Annotated in this window: 13 protein-coding genes, 1 tRNA gene and 1 rRNA gene; 3 read left to right on the top strand and 12 right to left on the bottom strand. The window is 41.3% G+C overall.

Annotated elements, in window-relative coordinates:
- The first annotated feature begins 2 nt into the window (after positions 1–2).
- Together rrf and KDJ85_RS12585 are read left to right on the top strand one after the other, a co-directional pair.
- Positions 3–118: ribosomal RNA gene (gene rrf / locus KDJ85_RS12590) — 5S ribosomal RNA — on the top strand.
- A 59-nt stretch (positions 119–177) separates the two neighbouring features.
- Positions 178–254 (top strand) — tRNA-Asp (locus KDJ85_RS12585).
- A 545-nt stretch (positions 255–799) separates the two neighbouring features.
- Here the strand turns inward: KDJ85_RS12585 and KDJ85_RS12580 are convergent.
- The 7 genes from KDJ85_RS12580 to KDJ85_RS12550 all read right to left on the bottom strand — a co-directional run bounded on the left by KDJ85_RS12580 (position 800) and on the right by KDJ85_RS12550 (position 7,809).
- Positions 800–1,510: an ArsR/SmtB family transcription factor gene (locus tag KDJ85_RS12580; RefSeq protein ID WP_225819942.1), complete on the bottom strand. Its 711-nt coding sequence runs from the start codon at positions 1,508–1,510 to the stop codon at positions 800–802.
- Positions 1,491–1,895, bottom strand: coding sequence for an amino acid-binding protein (locus KDJ85_RS12575; protein ID WP_225819941.1), 405 nt, complete (start codon positions 1,893–1,895; stop codon positions 1,491–1,493). The genes KDJ85_RS12580 and KDJ85_RS12575 overlap by 20 nt, the downstream gene beginning before the upstream one ends.
- Positions 1,888–2,211: an antibiotic biosynthesis monooxygenase family protein gene (locus KDJ85_RS12570; RefSeq protein WP_225819940.1), complete on the bottom strand. Its 324-nt coding sequence runs from the start codon at positions 2,209–2,211 to the stop codon at positions 1,888–1,890. Before KDJ85_RS12570 ends, KDJ85_RS12575 begins: the two co-directional genes overlap by 8 nt.
- A 109-nt stretch (positions 2,212–2,320) precedes the next feature.
- On the bottom strand, positions 2,321–2,665 hold the full coding sequence (locus KDJ85_RS12565) for a YfiM family lipoprotein (protein WP_225819939.1): 345 nt from the start codon (positions 2,663–2,665) through the stop codon (positions 2,321–2,323).
- Between the two features lie 54 nt (positions 2,666–2,719).
- The gene (gene pssA, locus KDJ85_RS12560) at positions 2,720–4,075 is read right to left on the bottom strand and encodes a CDP-diacylglycerol--serine O-phosphatidyltransferase (RefSeq protein ID WP_225819960.1); all 1,356 of its coding nucleotides are present in this window, start codon (positions 4,073–4,075) and stop codon (positions 2,720–2,722) included.
- 160 nt (positions 4,076–4,235) lie between these two features.
- The gene (locus KDJ85_RS12555; protein ID WP_275967694.1) at positions 4,236–6,881 is read right to left on the bottom strand and encodes a bifunctional acetate--CoA ligase family protein/GNAT family N-acetyltransferase; all 2,646 of its coding nucleotides are present in this window, start codon (positions 6,879–6,881) and stop codon (positions 4,236–4,238) included.
- 226 nt (positions 6,882–7,107) lie between these two features.
- Positions 7,108–7,809, bottom strand: a complete 702-nt coding sequence (locus tag KDJ85_RS12550) for a tRNA-uridine aminocarboxypropyltransferase (protein ID WP_225819938.1) — start codon at positions 7,807–7,809, stop codon at positions 7,108–7,110.
- A 170-nt stretch (positions 7,810–7,979) separates the two neighbouring features.
- On the opposite strand from KDJ85_RS12550, the gene KDJ85_RS12545 reads away from it, so the two are divergent.
- Positions 7,980–9,083, top strand: coding sequence for a tRNA/rRNA methyltransferase (locus KDJ85_RS12545; RefSeq protein WP_225819937.1), 1,104 nt, complete (start codon positions 7,980–7,982; stop codon positions 9,081–9,083).
- 67 nt (positions 9,084–9,150) lie between these two features.
- Here the strand turns inward: KDJ85_RS12545 and KDJ85_RS12540 are convergent, their stop codons facing one another.
- From KDJ85_RS12540 to KDJ85_RS12520, 5 genes are all read right to left on the bottom strand, one after another.
- Positions 9,151–9,573 carry a hypothetical protein gene (locus tag KDJ85_RS12540; RefSeq protein ID WP_225819936.1) on the bottom strand — a complete coding sequence of 141 codons (423 nt, stop codon included), beginning with the start codon at positions 9,571–9,573 and terminating at the stop codon, positions 9,151–9,153.
- A gap of 262 nt (positions 9,574–9,835) precedes the next feature.
- Positions 9,836–11,371, bottom strand: coding sequence for a multidrug efflux MFS transporter permease subunit EmrB (gene emrB / locus KDJ85_RS12535; protein ID WP_225819935.1), 1,536 nt, complete (start codon positions 11,369–11,371; stop codon positions 9,836–9,838).
- A gap of 17 nt (positions 11,372–11,388) precedes the next feature.
- Positions 11,389–12,570, bottom strand: coding sequence for a multidrug efflux MFS transporter periplasmic adaptor subunit EmrA (emrA, locus tag KDJ85_RS12530; protein ID WP_206085242.1), 1,182 nt, complete (start codon positions 12,568–12,570; stop codon positions 11,389–11,391).
- Between the two features lie 217 nt (positions 12,571–12,787).
- Positions 12,788–13,303, bottom strand: a complete 516-nt coding sequence (gene mprA, locus KDJ85_RS12525) for a transcriptional repressor MprA (RefSeq protein WP_206085243.1) — start codon at positions 13,301–13,303, stop codon at positions 12,788–12,790.
- A gap of 661 nt (positions 13,304–13,964) precedes the next feature.
- On the bottom strand, positions 13,965–15,164 hold the full coding sequence (locus KDJ85_RS12520; protein WP_225819934.1) for an MFS transporter: 1,200 nt from the start codon (positions 15,162–15,164) through the stop codon (positions 13,965–13,967).
- Positions 15,165–15,241 lie beyond the last annotated feature (77 nt).

The raw sequence follows: 15,241 nt of genomic DNA, 5'->3' as shown, positions 1-15,241 counted from the left end.
TGTCTGGCGGCAATAGCGCGGTGGTCCCACCTGACCCCATGCCGAACTCAGCAGTGAAACGCCGTAGCGCCGATGGTAGTGTGGGGTCTCCCCATGTGAGAGTAGGGAACTGCCAGACATTAAATTAAAGTCTTATTGTGTAAGCATGATAAGCAGCCGAAAGGCGAAAGAATAAGTGGAGCGGTAGTTCAGTTGGTTAGAATACCTGCCTGTCACGCAGGGGGTCGCGGGTTCGAGTCCCGTCCGTTCCGCCACTTATCGAAACCCCGTGATGAAAATCACGGGGTTTTTGTTTTATACGCTTATTTAAAAATCCCATCTTAAATAACTTTATATTAGTGATTTCATAATCTTTATCGAACTGTTTCATGACTAAATAAGTAGGTCATATGAATATTCGCTATTAATTTAAAGTAGTGAAAATAGTTCGTGCATTTGATTATGTTAGCGCTTTATACGACCTTTCTAGATTGCCGCAGTTATCGCTATAATGAATGTAACGGCAAGGTATTATAACTAAGCTATTAATTCAGTGAATGTAATTTCAAGTATAAAATATGCGAGTAGCAGCTTGAGACTTTATTTGGGGATGACAGTAGGAACGGCTTACTGAATGCCGTTTGTTAAGTTGAATTATCATTTAAGTGAATACAGTTGATGAGTTCAAAGTAGTGAGCAACGCATAGAGTTATGGAAGTATACCCACATCGCACAAGACTGCGAATAATCACTCACCACTTGGTATATTAGAACAATATGGTGAAACGTAAAAAGTTATATACGTCTCTAGTGATGAAGTTTATACGCTATCAATGCCAAAAATGCGTTTTAGGGCTTTTTTGCCACTTGTCGTAAACGTAATTTCACGGTAGCCTGCTGTTTTTAATATCCATTCGTTTTGCTCAAAAGCGTGTAATAATGCAGCACCTGCGCTTCCACCTAAGTGCATACGTCTTTCACTCCAATCTAGGCAAGCACACGCCATTTTGCGCTTAGTGTGCATTGGAATATTGATATTGAGGTTGTGAAATTGCTCAATACCAATCATTGATAATTTATTTTCTTTAGATGTAAACCAGCCATTTTTATCCATAAAATCATAAATCTGAACTGCTATTTCCCCTGCTAAGTGGTCATAGCAAGTACGCGCTTTTCTTAAATGAATAGGGGTCGAGATTGGAGCCTGATATTCTAGCTTCATCGAAACTCCCATTAACATTTCCAACAATTCAGCGATGTCCGATCCCGCAAGCCGGTAATAACGGTGCCGGCCTTGAGATAAATAACTAATTAGGTGATTATTCAAAAGTTTCGTTAAGTGGGCGCTGGTTGTTGAAGGTGCAATGTTTGCTGCAGCGCTTAACTCTGTCGCTGTCCAAGCTCTACCATCCATTAGGGCGCAGAGAATGCTGACCCTTGAAGGGTCAGCAATAGCAGAGGCAACTTTTGAAATAGATTTTTCTAAATGCTCATTTTCATCAATGGGTTGGTTAATTTTGTTTTTTATCATTAGGGATATCCCATTTTTTAGTTACTTCTGAGGCTAATTTATTGTTGTCAGTTATGAGTATTAGCCTGTTATGATGATCACTATATTGAATTAGGATATTAATTTGGTGGTTTGCTAGGCACTGTGCGATTTCACCAAGCTCCCCTGGCCGTTCTTGCTTTAGTTTACGAATTACAGGTTGTGAAATGCTTTCTACTTGTAAGCCAGCTTTAGCTAGTGCCTTTTTAGCTTCTTCAGGCTGTGTGATTAAAAAATGTGCATGGCTTTTCCCTTCGACAGAAAATACCCCGCCACCTTCTAAACCAACACCATGTTGGCCTAAAGTTGTTGCGAGCGATGCTAATGTACCCGCTTGGTTTTTAAGAATAACATGAATATCATACATTGTAGTTATCCTCCTTATCGAAGGAATAATCCCTTATAGTTTGTGAAACTCGAATGCGATAATGCGAAAAAACAGATTTTTTCCCTTCATTTTGTGCACGTTGGTGCATGAAATGACGTTTCCATTCCATCACAGCGGCTTCATTTTCCCACCAAGACAGCGATAAAATTTTTCCTTCATTGGTGATACTTTGAAAACGCTCAACCGAAATAAAACCTTCAATGTTTACTAGTTCAGATTTTAGTTCTGCAGCAAGTTCAAAATAACGTGTTTTTTGCTCAGGGACTGGAATAGCTTCAAAGATCACAGCAATCATAGAATTCTCCTTAATGTAGAAAGCGTAAATATAAGCTTTTCATTAATTAATACTTCGATGATGGACGAAGTATTAATAGCAATAGAGGGGATGATATTGAGAATAAGGATTACTTCAGAGATTGGTATAAAGTATAACCAGCGACGGATCCTGCTACATCATAGGCAAAGTCGTGCCAGCTCCAACCCGTTCCTTCGGGGCGACTATCATATAGTTCTTTCGCAGCACCAAGTGAAATAGAAAATAACAGACCAAATTGAGCGGCATGACGATGTGACATGTTTTGTCTGTCTGCATAAGCATTACCTGCCGCAGCCATCGCCGCGGAGAATGCAAAATGCTGCGCTTTGTCCTTCCCTTTCCAGTTATCATTAGACCAATGGAAACCACTGCATGCTGTTGTTGATAACATTAGCGAGCAAATGATTAATGTTCTTATGATATTAGGGATCATTACCAGCCACCTAAATTGAAAAGCGCCACTTTAAAGTGACGCTTTGTTGAAAATTTATAAAATACGACTGATGAGCCGATCTACACGTATGCGTCGTAGCCTACGGATTAGTTTCTTCACTTTAACAGGGTAGGTTTGAATGCTATCTAATTCCCTGTAGTGATTAACGACTTTCGTATGAGTGCGGATACACTCTAATTCATGATGGCGTTGATCTTGAATTTGTTGCTTAGGATCGTGAATTAAGACTGCATTTTCCAGATCTAAGCCCCATGCTCGCGGATTTAAGTTGTTACCCGTAATCAACTGCCATTGATTATCGACCCACATACCTTTTAAATGATAAGTATTGTCACCGTCTTTCCAAAGCCTTACTGTCAACTGTTTGCTATCAATAAAGCGCTGTAAGCGACTAACAAAGCGGCGTAAGTTGATTTCATATAGATAAGGAAGTGCCCCAATAATTTTGAAAGGCTCTTCAGGTGGAATATAGAAATCGTTAGCCGTTTTATCGCCAATAATAATTTCTACATGTTTACCATCACGCAGTAATCGGCTGATGATCCGCACTAATACAGCAGGAAGGTTAAAGTACGGCGTACAAATCGTTAGCTTATCGCTGGTTGAGCCCATCAGGTGGGTGATCACTCGGTTGAGATCGTTTTTCTTACCTAAGCCAACAAAAGGTGTTACGGATAATTCATCATTTGATGCATTACCGACAAATTGGTAAGAAGAACCGCGCAGCCCTAAGCGGAATTGTTTTATTAGGTGCTTAAATTCCGCGGTTTTAGGGCGCGTTTCTGTATTTAGACGATGAATGGCATCAGCGGGTAATAAAGAATCATCAATAAACTTTCGCATTGATGCGGTTAGCTGACTGTTTTTAATAAGGTGATATCGGTCATAGCGATATTTTTCATGTCGTTGTAAATACACATCATTGATACTTGCACCGCTATACAACAGGGTATCATCAAAAAGAAAGCCCTTTAGATGTAAGACACCTAAAGCTTCCCGAGTATTGACTGGAATACCATAGATTGGAATGTCGACATTTGGATAGTGTTGTGAGACATCGTAATACCAATCTGCATTGGTAGAATTTGCGGTTGCACCAATACGCCCTCGTTGAGCCCGATGCCAATCGACGAGAATCTTGATATCTAATGATGTATTAGCTTGTTTTGCCGCATACAGCGCATGAAGAATGTCTTTACCTGCGTCATCTTTCTCTAAATACAAAGCCGTAAGGTAGATAGTATTTTCAGCGAGAGAAATTTGTTTAAGCAGTTCATCACGAAAATCTTCTGTCTTATATAGCGTTTTGACATCATCAACATCTTGAGAGAGTTTAGGTAAACTTACCAAATATTGTTGATGCTTTGCTTGTTTTAATTTTGACAACATCACAGTGTGAATTTTCTCTTATTAGTCCAATAGCAAATCGCTTTGCGCACATTTTTAAGCGAATGATCTAGGGATGATAGCATATTTAGTCAAACCATTTAGAATAAATTGCATATCTGTTTAATTTCCATACAGGTTATTGCGACACATCCCTGTGTTGTTAAAGATGAAGAGTGAGGTTTACAACACCATCTTCAAATAGTACTTCAACCTCAAATCCTAATTTTTTAGCCAAGCTGATCATATTGCGATTTTCAGGCATGGTTATAGCGGTTAATTTCTTGATGCCATGACCGCGGGTATAGTTAAGCAGTTTTTGCATCAACTGATAGCCCAGTGTTTGCCCTTTCATATCAGAGCGCACTAATACCGCGAATTCAGCCTCTTGGTTATCAGGATCTGCCATTGCACGAACAACACCAATAATTTCAGGGGTAGAACTTTGGCTTTTTACTGCGACAAAGGCCATTTCACGGTCGTAGTCTATTTGGGTCATATTGGCGAGATCGTCATGGGTAAACTCGCTGATTTCACTAAAATACCGATAATAGAGATCTTCTTTTGTGACCTGCTCGATAAAAGACTTCAATAGTGGTTCATCTTCGGGAAGTATTGGGCGTAATAAGCAGCTTAAATCATCTTTCAAATGAATGGTTTCTTCTAATTCACTTGGGTAAGGGCGAATAGCAAGCCTAGAGGTTGTTGCGCTATCACTTGGGCTGAGTGTCATGGAGACATCAAGCAGGGTAAATTCATCGCCAGAGGCGAGTAATGGATGAATGTCTAAACGTGTAATATTAGGGCAATCGATGATTAAATTTGAGACTCTGACTAATAAGCTTGAGAGCCCTAAGATATTTAACGGTTCTAATGCGCTGCGCGATTTAATTTTATAACCTTTGATTGCGTTAATAACAAGATAACGCGCAAGTGCCATATTTAGTGGAGGTAAAGCGACAGCAGCTTGGCTTTCTTGCTGCCACTCAATTCCCCCTTCGCCTAGCATTATCAATGGCCCAAATACGGGGTCTAATTCTACCGCAATACGTAATTCTTGGGCTCCAGCACGGTTTGCCATGCTTTGTACTAATAAACCTTCAATGCGAGCGTTTGGAAAATTGGTGGAGACACGTTCAATAATTGCTTTTGCGGCATCTTCAACCTCTTTCGCGTTTCTCAGATATAGCATGACACCTTGAACTTCCGATTTGTGTACGATATCGGGAGAACGCAGTTTTAAAGCAACGGGATAACCAATTTTCTCAGCAATTTCAATCGCTTCATCACTTGAATGGGCAATCCAAGTGGGTAAGCTATGTAGCCCATAAGCTTTTAAAATAGGTTGAACTTCATGCGTATCTAAATGTAAGTTATTATTTTTTAATGCTTGTTGAATATATTCATGCGCTTGCTGTGTATTAGCAGTGATACCTACAGGCAGTGCTGGCGTTTCTTTTAATTGTTTTTGGTTGCGTCGGTATTCCACCATATGCATGTAAGCGGTAATGGCACCTTCAGGAGTGCGGTAAGTCGGGATCCCTGCTTCACTGAACAAACGCCGCGATTCTTGGGATGAATATTCACCACACCAATTGGTTAAAATCGTGAGCCATTTTCCTCGAGGGTGCTGCTTGATGGTTTTAATAATTTTTTCTGCCATGGACTTGCTTTCGGTGATCGCGCTGGGGGTATGGATCAATAAAAGAGCATCATGATCATGGCTATCGAGCATTTTGTTTAAGACGTTAATATAGCGGTCAGCGGTGGAATCATCACCCAAATCAATCGGATTTTGTGTGGAGAGATCAAGAGGTAGTAGGGCACTGAGTTCATTTTCGGTTTCAATACTGAGTTTGGCTAGTTTGCCATTACGTTGTAAAAGCTCATCTAAAGCCATGGCTGCGGGGGCAGCGCCATTGCTCATGATTGATAAACGTTCACCCCGTAGTGGGGTCATATAGCTTAGAGTTTCAACAGCAGAAAACATTTCATGGGTATCTTGCACACGTAATAGCCCCGCACGTTGGATAGCAGCATCATAGGCGGCATCTAAACTAGGTTTTTCCCCTAAAAGCTCTTGAGCTTTACGTGTTCGTCCGCTTTTTATAACGAGAATGGGTTTGTTGCGTGACGCACTACGTGATGATGATAAAAAGCGTCTTGCATCACTGATATTTTCCAGATAAAGCAAAATGGCACTGGTTTTGCTATCACGGGCCAAGTAATCCAACAGGTCATCAATATCAATATCAATACTATCACCCAGAGCGATAAAGTAGGAAAAACCGATATCGCGATGCCTTGCCCAATCAAGCACGGTATTAGAAACTGCCGCAGACTGGGAAATAAAAGCTAATTTACCTTTGAGTATTGGAATAGGGGAGAAGCTGGCATTTAAACCTTGCCATGGTGCTAAAAAGCCCAAGCTATTAGGGCCTAAAAGGCGAATTTGGTATTGTTGAGCCACCTTTTTTAATTCATTAAATTGAATTGAAGGGGATGATAAGATAATGACCACTTTGCAGCCAGCCTCACCAAGTTGCTGTAAACAAATGATATTTCTTGAATGGTGTGTACAAATTACTGCAAGGTCAGGTTTGAGAGGAAGCTTATCAATAGCGGGATAGGCCAGCACCCCCAAGACGGAACTACGATTTGGATTCACTGGGAGAATCGGACCTTTAAAGCCGCTGGTGAGAAGGTTTTTCATCATAACCGAACCAGCACGGCTCGGGTTTTCAGAGGCGCCAATGACCACAATTGATTTTGGCCTGAATAAAGATTCTAACTGACTCACTAAACCCATAAAGATAACCCTTCGCTTGGTGAACGGTATAATCGTTCAAGAGATAAAAAGAGGCTGAGTAATACTTATGAATACTATGCCCTATCTTTTATATTGCGCTAGTTTATCTGCTGAGTTTAATTAATTTATACAAGCACCTTCACGTTTTATGATGACGTTTATCCGAAAGTTACTATTTCTTGGAACTGCCTACGAAAAAAAACATATAAACAGTCCCTCAAAATAGTTAGGGAGTTGCTGTGTTTAACACCATTTGTGCAACTGGGTGATGGGGTTTCCCTTCAAGGTATTTTTGGCGAAACAGGCTAAAATGACGGAATAACTGCTGTGAGGCTTGGATATCACCAGCAAGCTCTAACACAGTTGCGGCAACCTCTGCGGTGCAATGCTGTTCTTCACGGGATGGTGTGCGTAGCAGATAGTCTGTCCGAGCTTTTGTATTGATGGATAACATTGGAATGTTATTGAGGTACGGGCTCTTGCGGAACATTTTGCGCGCCTCAGGCCAGGTTCCATCCAATAGAATAAATAAAGCTGGCTTATCAGAGATGTTCGGTTCATTCACAACAACACGGTTTTCTTGTGCATAGCTTTCAGGGAAAATGAGGTAAGGCTGGCGGGTATCATCTTGTAAGGCTGCTAAAAGCAGTGCATCTGGAGCTGTTCTTGACCACTGAAAAGCAAGGGTGTCTGGCAGAACATCCGCGATCAGTTTTCCCGTGTTGCTAGGCTTAAATACTTCACCATCAAACATGATTAAGCAAAATTGGCTTTTCGCTTGAGCGGACACCGTTTCTTGACACAGGCATTGCGGAATGGGTAGCAAGCAATATTGGCAGCGTTTTACGCGACAGCCCCTTGCTTTAAACGGTTTTGTCGATAAGGCGAGGCGTTGCTGGCGGAGGTGATAAACGGCATTAGGTGTCATGTTTGATTACTGTTTTACAGGCCATAAAATAAGCCGCATATTGTACGCAAAACGATTTCTATGCGATAGAGGTATATTCAATAACTTTTCGGTGAGATAATAGCGCGAATCGGTAGCGTAGCCTTGCAACATCATGTAATCTTCGCGCCATAGCTTAGTAGGGGATAGTGATGAACGACTCGAATGATTTTAGTGGTAAAAACGGCAAAGTAAAAGTGATGTATGTCCGCAGCGAAGAGCAGGACAACAAAGGTAACGATAAACGCCGTGGCGGTCGTGACGGTGGTCGCGATGATAGACGTGGTGGTAGCGATAAACGCGGTGGTGATCGACGTGATGGTGGCCGCCAAGAAAGAGGGGGTCGTTCAAATCGTCCTGAAGGTGGCCGCCAAGAACGCCGTTCAGATAACCGCGATAGTACACCGCGTGAGCGTTCTCCGTGGCGCACTGTTTCTAAACCAGATAGCGAAGAATTTGAAAATGACCATGGTGGGATTGTTGGCAAAAGCCAAATCGACCCTGAGCAACTGCGTAAGCAACGCCAAGAAGAGACCCGAATTTACGGCGAAAATGCGTGCCAAGCAATGTTTAAAAATCGCCCAGATGCCATTGTTCGCGCATGGTTCTTACAATCTGTCACACCACGTTTTCGTGATGCCCTGAAATGGATGGCGGCAAACCGTAAAGCTTACCATGTTGTTGATGATGAAGAATTATCGAAAGCATCTGGTACTGAGCACCACGGTGGCGTGTGCTTTATTATCAAAAAACGTGGTGGCATGAGCGCGGATGCATATTTAGAGCAAGTCGCAGAAAAAGACTGTGTATTAGCGCTGGAAGATGTTGGTAACCCACATAACTTAGGCGGTATCATGCGTAGTTGTGCCCACTTTGGTGTACAAGGTGTGATTTTACAAGATGCGGGCATGTTGGAATCGGGTGCGGCAATTCGTACTGCAGAGGGCGGTGCTGAGCACATTAAAGCTATTGATGCTGACGGTTTAACATCCACATTAGATAAATTCCGCAAAGCAGGTTATACCATTGTGACCACGTCAAGCCATAAAGGCAGCCAAGATTTAGCAAAAGCAAAATTGCCAGCCAAAATGGTTCTTGTTTTAGGCCAAGAAAGTGATGGTTTGAGCGATAGCACGTGGGATCAAGGGGATATGAGTCTGTTTATTGGTGGAACAGGCAAAGTTGAGAGCCTGAATGTTTCAGTGGCAACGGGCGTGATGTTGGCACAATGGTGGCAGCAAAATAAAATTAACTAATTGATTTTATATGTAATTCATAAGGTCATACGTTTTATGTATGGCCTTTTTTCTATCTGAAATTTGATTAGTGAGTCAATAAATTGGCAAATTCAGTGAGTTTAGATACGAGAAATTCCTCTTCTGAATAATTACATGAATATGCTTCTAATAAATGATTAACGAACTGAATAAGATCTAAACGGGTTAATGGCGTGGCTTTAGTCACTATCATATACGCTGCTGATATTTCGTTTAAACTGATGCAGTATTCGTAATAACCTTCTGTAATAGCCTGCTTAATTTCATCGGGGACTCTATTAAAATTCAAGTCATTAGCCTCTAACTTTAACTGCATATAGGCTTGAACATCGTCCAAAATATCGAATGGGTAAACCTCTTGGTATTGATTGACATAGCAAATAAGTTTTCTACGGAATTGCTCCGCCTGAATATCATCCATTGTATTAATCAATGCTAGTACCTGACTGTTTTCAATCCATGATTTCATGAGTGTTTACCTGAGCTGATTAATGGTTGAGCTAGTGTATTTGATGGGAAAAGATGAAGCAAAGTTAACCCTACATGGAAATGTAGGGTTAGGTTGTTGACAAAGCAGGATAAAAGCGTGGTTTTTCCTGCTTTGTGTTATCAGCCGAAAATCAATAAATTGATTTTCCTAATTTATTTTCAAAACCTATCCAACCTGCCGCCAAACCTAATCGGTTTGTCAGCAGTCTGACCCTACATGGAAATGTAGTGTTAACTTGAAGTTAGTGAGCGCCACCACCGTCTTTCGACCCAGCGCCAAATGGCGGTTTAGCGAACCAGACGATCACCATCAGCAAAATAAAGATCCCTGCGGATAACCAGAAAATTTCATTGGCTGATAAGATTAACCCTTGATCTGTAATGGTTTTCGCTAAGTAAGCTGCACTTTGTTGCTCATTCATGCCAATCTGAGCCAATTCACTGTACATATGCTGCGCATTTGGATTGTATGGATTGACAAATTCAGCAAGATTTTCATGGTGCATGGATTCTCTTTGTGTCCACATTGTCGTGGTAATCGAGGTACCAATTGCCCCTGCTAGTGTTCGGGTAAAGTTAGATAAGCTAGATGCCGATGCCATTTTTTCAGGGGGCAACCCCGATAAGGTAATGGTGGTTAATGGCATAAAGAAGCAGGCAATCGCGAGGCCTTGAACAAATTGCGGCCAGGCAGCGGCTGCAAAGCCCATACCGGGTTCAAAGGTATAAGCACGCCAGTAGTAACAGACAGCATAGATAATAAAGCTGAATGTCACTAAATAACGCATATCAATGCGGTTACCAAATTTACCGATAATGGGTGTGATCAGTAATGGCAATAACCCAACGGGTGCAGAGGCTAAGCCCGCCCATGTAGCAGTATAACCATAGACTTCTTGCAACAACTGCGGGAGCAAGACGATGGTACCAAAGTACAGCATATAGGCGAGGCTGAGTGATAAGCAGCCAATGGTAAAATTACGTTCCTTAAATAGAGAGAGGTCAATGACGGGGTGGTCGTCAGTTAACTCCCAGACAATTAAGAAGGCAATCGCCACAACGGCAATCACCGTCAAGACAATGATTTCGGTTGAGTTAAACCAATCCAGTTCTTTCCCTTGGTCGAGCATGATTTGCAGTGCACCAATCCCGACAACCAGTAAGACTAAACCAATAGTATCAATGCGTTGAATGGAAATTTTTGTCTCACGGCCTTTTAAAGTACGCATGATGGCAAAGATAATCGCCACACTGAATGGGACGTTGATAAAGAATATCCATCCCCAATGGTAGTTATCACTAATATATCCCCCAAGAATGGGCCCGCAAATTGGAGCCACAACAATGGTCATTGACCAAAGTGCCAGTGCCATGCTGCGCTTGGCGGGGGGATAGTTATTCAGAAGTAGGCTTTGGGATAGAGGGATCAGTGGCCCTGCGACTAAACCTTGAAGTACACGGAATAAAATGAGCATTTCTAAACTGCCAGAAATGCCGCATAACCAAGATGTTAAGGCAAAGAGCCCCGTTGACCATAAAAATAGTCGAACTTCACCAATACGCCGTGCTAGCCAACCAGTAACGGGAATAGAGATTGCATTTGCTACCCCAAACGAGGTAATCACCCACGTTCCTTGGGAGTTAGATGCCCCTAAATTACCCGCAATCGTTGGAATAGCAACGTTAGCAATGGTTGAGTCAAGCACTTGCATAAAGGTCGCCAAGGAAAGGGCGATAGTCATCCAAGCCAGTTTTGAACCCGTGAGCGGTGCTGTCATGTCAGTTGCGCCCCCAATTATTTGTTCCCAGCGTTATTGTTAATTATCTCAGTAACTATTTTATCCGCAGGAGACATATCCACCGCTAATGCAGACGTGTGGTAAGCTGGCGCATCGCGCATGCCTTTTGACAGTACTTTGCCATCTTTATTGAGAGTATCAATCGTCACTTCAGTGGATAAACCGATACGTAATGGGCGTTCTTCAAGTTGCGCAGGGTCTAACGCAATACGCACGGGTAGGCGCTGTACCACTTTGATCCAGTTTCCACTGGCGTTTTGTGCAGGTAATAATGAAAATGCACTTCCCGTTCCCATATCTAAACCGACTACAGTACCGTTAAAGACCACGTCCTTACCATAGAAGTCGGCTGTGACTTTCGCTGGTTGGCCGATACGCATATCTGCAAGTTGCGTTTCTTTAAAGTTTGCATCAATCCACATGCCACTGGATGGAACGATAGCCATTAATGGTGTTGATGGGGTGATTTGTGAGCCAATTTGCACACTACGGCGAGAGACATAACCATCTACTGGGCTAACAATTTTGGTGCGTTGTAAGGCTAGCCATGCATTACGAACTTGAGTCGCAGCCTGTTCTACTGCGGGTTGTTTTTCAATGGGTGAGTTAAGTACGATCGCTTGGTTAGCATTATATTGTTCAACTGCCATGTCCAATGCGGCTTTTGCGCTGACGACTGACTCACGAGCGTGTTGTAGCTCTTCTTTACCAATTAAATTACTGCTGCCTAGCACTTCACGGCGTTTTAGGTCGTTTTGTAAACGCCCTAATTCAGAACGTTTAACATCAATATTAGCTTGCAGCTGGCGACTATTAATAATGTGCTGGCGGGTTTGGCGTACACTATTTGCCAGTTCAGTTTTGGCTTTATCCAGTGCAAGCTCAGCATCTCGAGGGTCAAGTTCAACTAGCACAGTGCCGCTTTGTACGAAGTCAGTATTATCAACGTTAACGGTCATGACGCTCCCTGATACTTGGGATTGAATTTGAACTTGGTTACCAGCAACGTAAGCGTTATCCGTTGACTCATAATGGCGAAGGACTAAGTACCAGTAAACGCCCCAACCCACGCCAATAGCGATAAAAATAAACGTTAAAAACATTAAGGCATTTTTGCGCTGTCTTTTTTTATTTCGTTGGGGAGCTTGCGTTTGTTGCATTTCCTCAGGGGAACTCATACTGGTATTACTCCATTTTTGATGGATAAGGATCACGGTTGTTTCCAGTAGCTAGTAATAACCACTGGAAACTGAGACTACAAATGATTTTGTTGCTTGATGGGAATATCGTAAAGCACAAGGTTGAAAGGATAATGAAATATTGTAGGCTGAAAAGTTTTTTTTTGCCTTTAAGCCTTCGAATGCCTCAAATACATTAACCTTACAAAGATAATGGTTAATCTTTTATAGTATCCAGTTTTGTCAGTAATTTACGCATCAGTTTATCAAGCTGTTGTTTTTCATCAGCTTCTAAAACTGACCAGATATCGATTAAAGCTCGATGTTGTGGAGGTAACAAACCACTTAAAAACTCTGAGCCTTTTTCGGTGAGGTGCAAATGTAGACAACGTCTATCATTGTGACTTTCTTTACGTTCAATCCAACCATTCTTTTCGAGTTCATCAGCGATGCGTGTCGCGTTGGTACGAGACGAACCAAGCGCTGCACTGAGCTCAGAAGGTTGGATACTGCGTGAATCTTTTGTATCTAAGATCATTAAGGCCATGAAAAGTGTTTCATTAATTCCTTGAGCTCGTAGCATATTATTACGAGATTCAAGTAATTTTCCATGAACATGCATGCATAAGCGTGTTAAGAGTATCTCTTGATACGGGATCGGTTTTTCGTGTGTATCTTGTTGCGCGACACGAGCATTTAAAAGCTCTTCTGTCGGTGTAAATGAACTTTCCATTATTTGGATACCTTATTAGTTTCAGTTGGTAAGATTACAACTGTCATCAACCATCTAAATGGTATATTAAAAGATAGAATTAGCAATTATACTTAATTAATATCGATGATTTTATTTTGATAATGATACATGATTCATAAATTTTATGAATGTAATTTATGGATTTCAGTATAGCGTAAAGTGCATTTCTAGCCTATTTAAGTTTTTTTGGCTATAATTTAACCAAAATAAACGCAATTTACACGTCAAACAAAACCATATAAAACAATATATAATCACATTGTATTAACTCAATACCATTTTTTTTATTACCCAATAATTACAAGTTAGATAGATATTGTGATCACCTTAGTGAAAATACCTACTTTTATTTTTGTATAATTATTATTACCAATAATTACTTATTGAATTAACAATAATTATACCTTCCTGAAGAGCTATAGTATTTGTTTAACTGTGTCATTTATTAACTTTTGCTATGGTAATAATAACAACATATAACTATTTTCTCGAATTACTGATAGTAATTTATTGATTATGCATAAAAATGAGTAAGAAAAGTGATGCTTCCACCCTGAATATATTATGTATTTTTAAGTATTAACGTGCTGCTGATAACATTTAAAACAAAATGTTATCAGCAGCAGGGAAGGAAAACGCATTATTCATCTGAAGCTGTGATAGTTGGATCAAATCGGATGCCAATGACCCAAATAATTAAGCTTAAGGTTGTTAAACTAACGCCTGCAATGGCGACACCTTCCCAGCCTGCATGCTCATAGGCATAACCCGATAATAACGAGCCAAGTGCGCCACCAATAAAATAACTGGTCATATACCCTGCAGTGAGGCGGTTACGCGCTTCAGGCATAATTCGATATAAGGTGCTTTGGCTGGTAACGTGGACAGCTTGAACGGCAAGGTCAAGAACTAAAATGCCAATAATAAAGGCGATCAAGGAGTGTTTTGCTAAGCCAATGGGTAACCAGGAGAGCAGTAATAAAACGAGCCCAATCGTGGTGATCATCTTGCCTTTGCCTTTATCCACAAGGTGCCCTGCTTGAGATGCCATCAATGCACCCGCTGCACCAACAAGGCCAAACAAACCGATAGTGCCTTCAGAGTAGTTAAATGGGGGACTCGCTAATAAAAATGCCATTGCTGTCCATAGTAAACCAAAATTGGCAAAAGAAAGTGCACCCAGTGAGGCTCTAACGGCTAAAACAGGTGTACTAAAAAATAATCGACCAATAGAGCAAAGTAACTGAAAGTAGTTAAGATTGGCTTTTTGATGATAGCGAGGTAATTTAATCGCTAATACAATTAATAAGATAATTAATAAAACAAATGCTACCCAATAAATCGCTCGCCAACCTCCGACCATTGCCACTGCGCCAGATACCGTTCTCGCCAGTAAAATCCCCAGCAGTAAGCCGCTCATAATAATCCCAACGGCTTTCCCTCGTTTATTAGGGTGTGCAATGGAGGCTGCCATTGGAATAAGTACTTGAGCAACAACAGAAAATAGTCCTGTGAGTGCCGTTCCTAATAGGATTTGCCAAATATTGGTTGAAAGAGCGGTAATGAGTAAGCCTGAAGCGGAGAGAAACGTCATAAATAATATTAGACGTTTTCGTTCAAATAAGTCCCCTAGAGGGACTAAAAATAGTAAACCGACTGCGTAGCCAAGCTGTGCGGCTGTGACAATAAATCCTGCCATATTAGTTGTCAGGTTAAATTGAGCTGCAATGGTGTCTAACAGTGGTTGGGCATAATAATTGCTGGCAACGACAAGGCCTGTCGCAATAGCCATCAAAATTGTGAGGCCCGTTGTTAGCTCAGTAGTTTGGGTCTGTTTCATGTGGGTTACCTAATATTAGCTAGGCGACTACTATAAACAAAATTCATTACCTTGGTTTATTTCTTTTTGTCATTGAT

Origin of the sequence: Providencia vermicola, assembly GCF_020381325.1 — a bacterium.
Taxonomy (GTDB): Bacteria; Pseudomonadota; Gammaproteobacteria; order Enterobacterales; family Enterobacteriaceae; genus Providencia; species Providencia vermicola.
The sequence above is the reverse complement of the archived record's forward strand: the minus strand, read 5'-3'. Positions and strand labels throughout refer to the sequence as shown.

Coding starts and splice junctions, on each gene's coding strand:
- KDJ85_RS12580 (WP_225819942.1), bottom strand. CDS start 1,510: ATGATAAAAAACAAAATTAACCAACCCATTGATGAAAATGAGCATTTA.
- KDJ85_RS12575 (WP_225819941.1), bottom strand. CDS start 1,895: ATGTATGATATTCATGTTATTCTTAAAAACCAAGCGGGTACATTAGCA.
- KDJ85_RS12570 (WP_225819940.1), bottom strand. CDS start 2,211: ATGATTGCTGTGATCTTTGAAGCTATTCCAGTCCCTGAGCAAAAAACA.
- KDJ85_RS12565 (WP_225819939.1), bottom strand. CDS start 2,665: ATGATCCCTAATATCATAAGAACATTAATCATTTGCTCGCTAATGTTA.
- pssA (WP_225819960.1), bottom strand. CDS start 4,075: ATGTTGTCAAAATTAAAACAAGCAAAGCATCAACAATATTTGGTAAGT.
- KDJ85_RS12555 (WP_275967694.1), bottom strand. CDS start 6,881: ATGGGTTTAGTGAGTCAGTTAGAATCTTTATTCAGGCCAAAATCAATT.
- KDJ85_RS12550 (WP_225819938.1), bottom strand. CDS start 7,809: ATGACACCTAATGCCGTTTATCACCTCCGCCAGCAACGCCTCGCCTTA.
- KDJ85_RS12545 (WP_225819937.1), top strand. CDS start 7,980: ATGAACGACTCGAATGATTTTAGTGGTAAAAACGGCAAAGTAAAAGTG.
- KDJ85_RS12540 (WP_225819936.1), bottom strand. CDS start 9,573: ATGAAATCATGGATTGAAAACAGTCAGGTACTAGCATTGATTAATACA.
- emrB (WP_225819935.1), bottom strand. CDS start 11,371: ATGACAGCACCGCTCACGGGTTCAAAACTGGCTTGGATGACTATCGCC.
- emrA (WP_206085242.1), bottom strand. CDS start 12,570: ATGAGTTCCCCTGAGGAAATGCAACAAACGCAAGCTCCCCAACGAAAT.
- mprA (WP_206085243.1), bottom strand. CDS start 13,303: ATGGAAAGTTCATTTACACCGACAGAAGAGCTTTTAAATGCTCGTGTC.
- KDJ85_RS12520 (WP_225819934.1), bottom strand. CDS start 15,164: ATGAAACAGACCCAAACTACTGAGCTAACAACGGGCCTCACAATTTTG.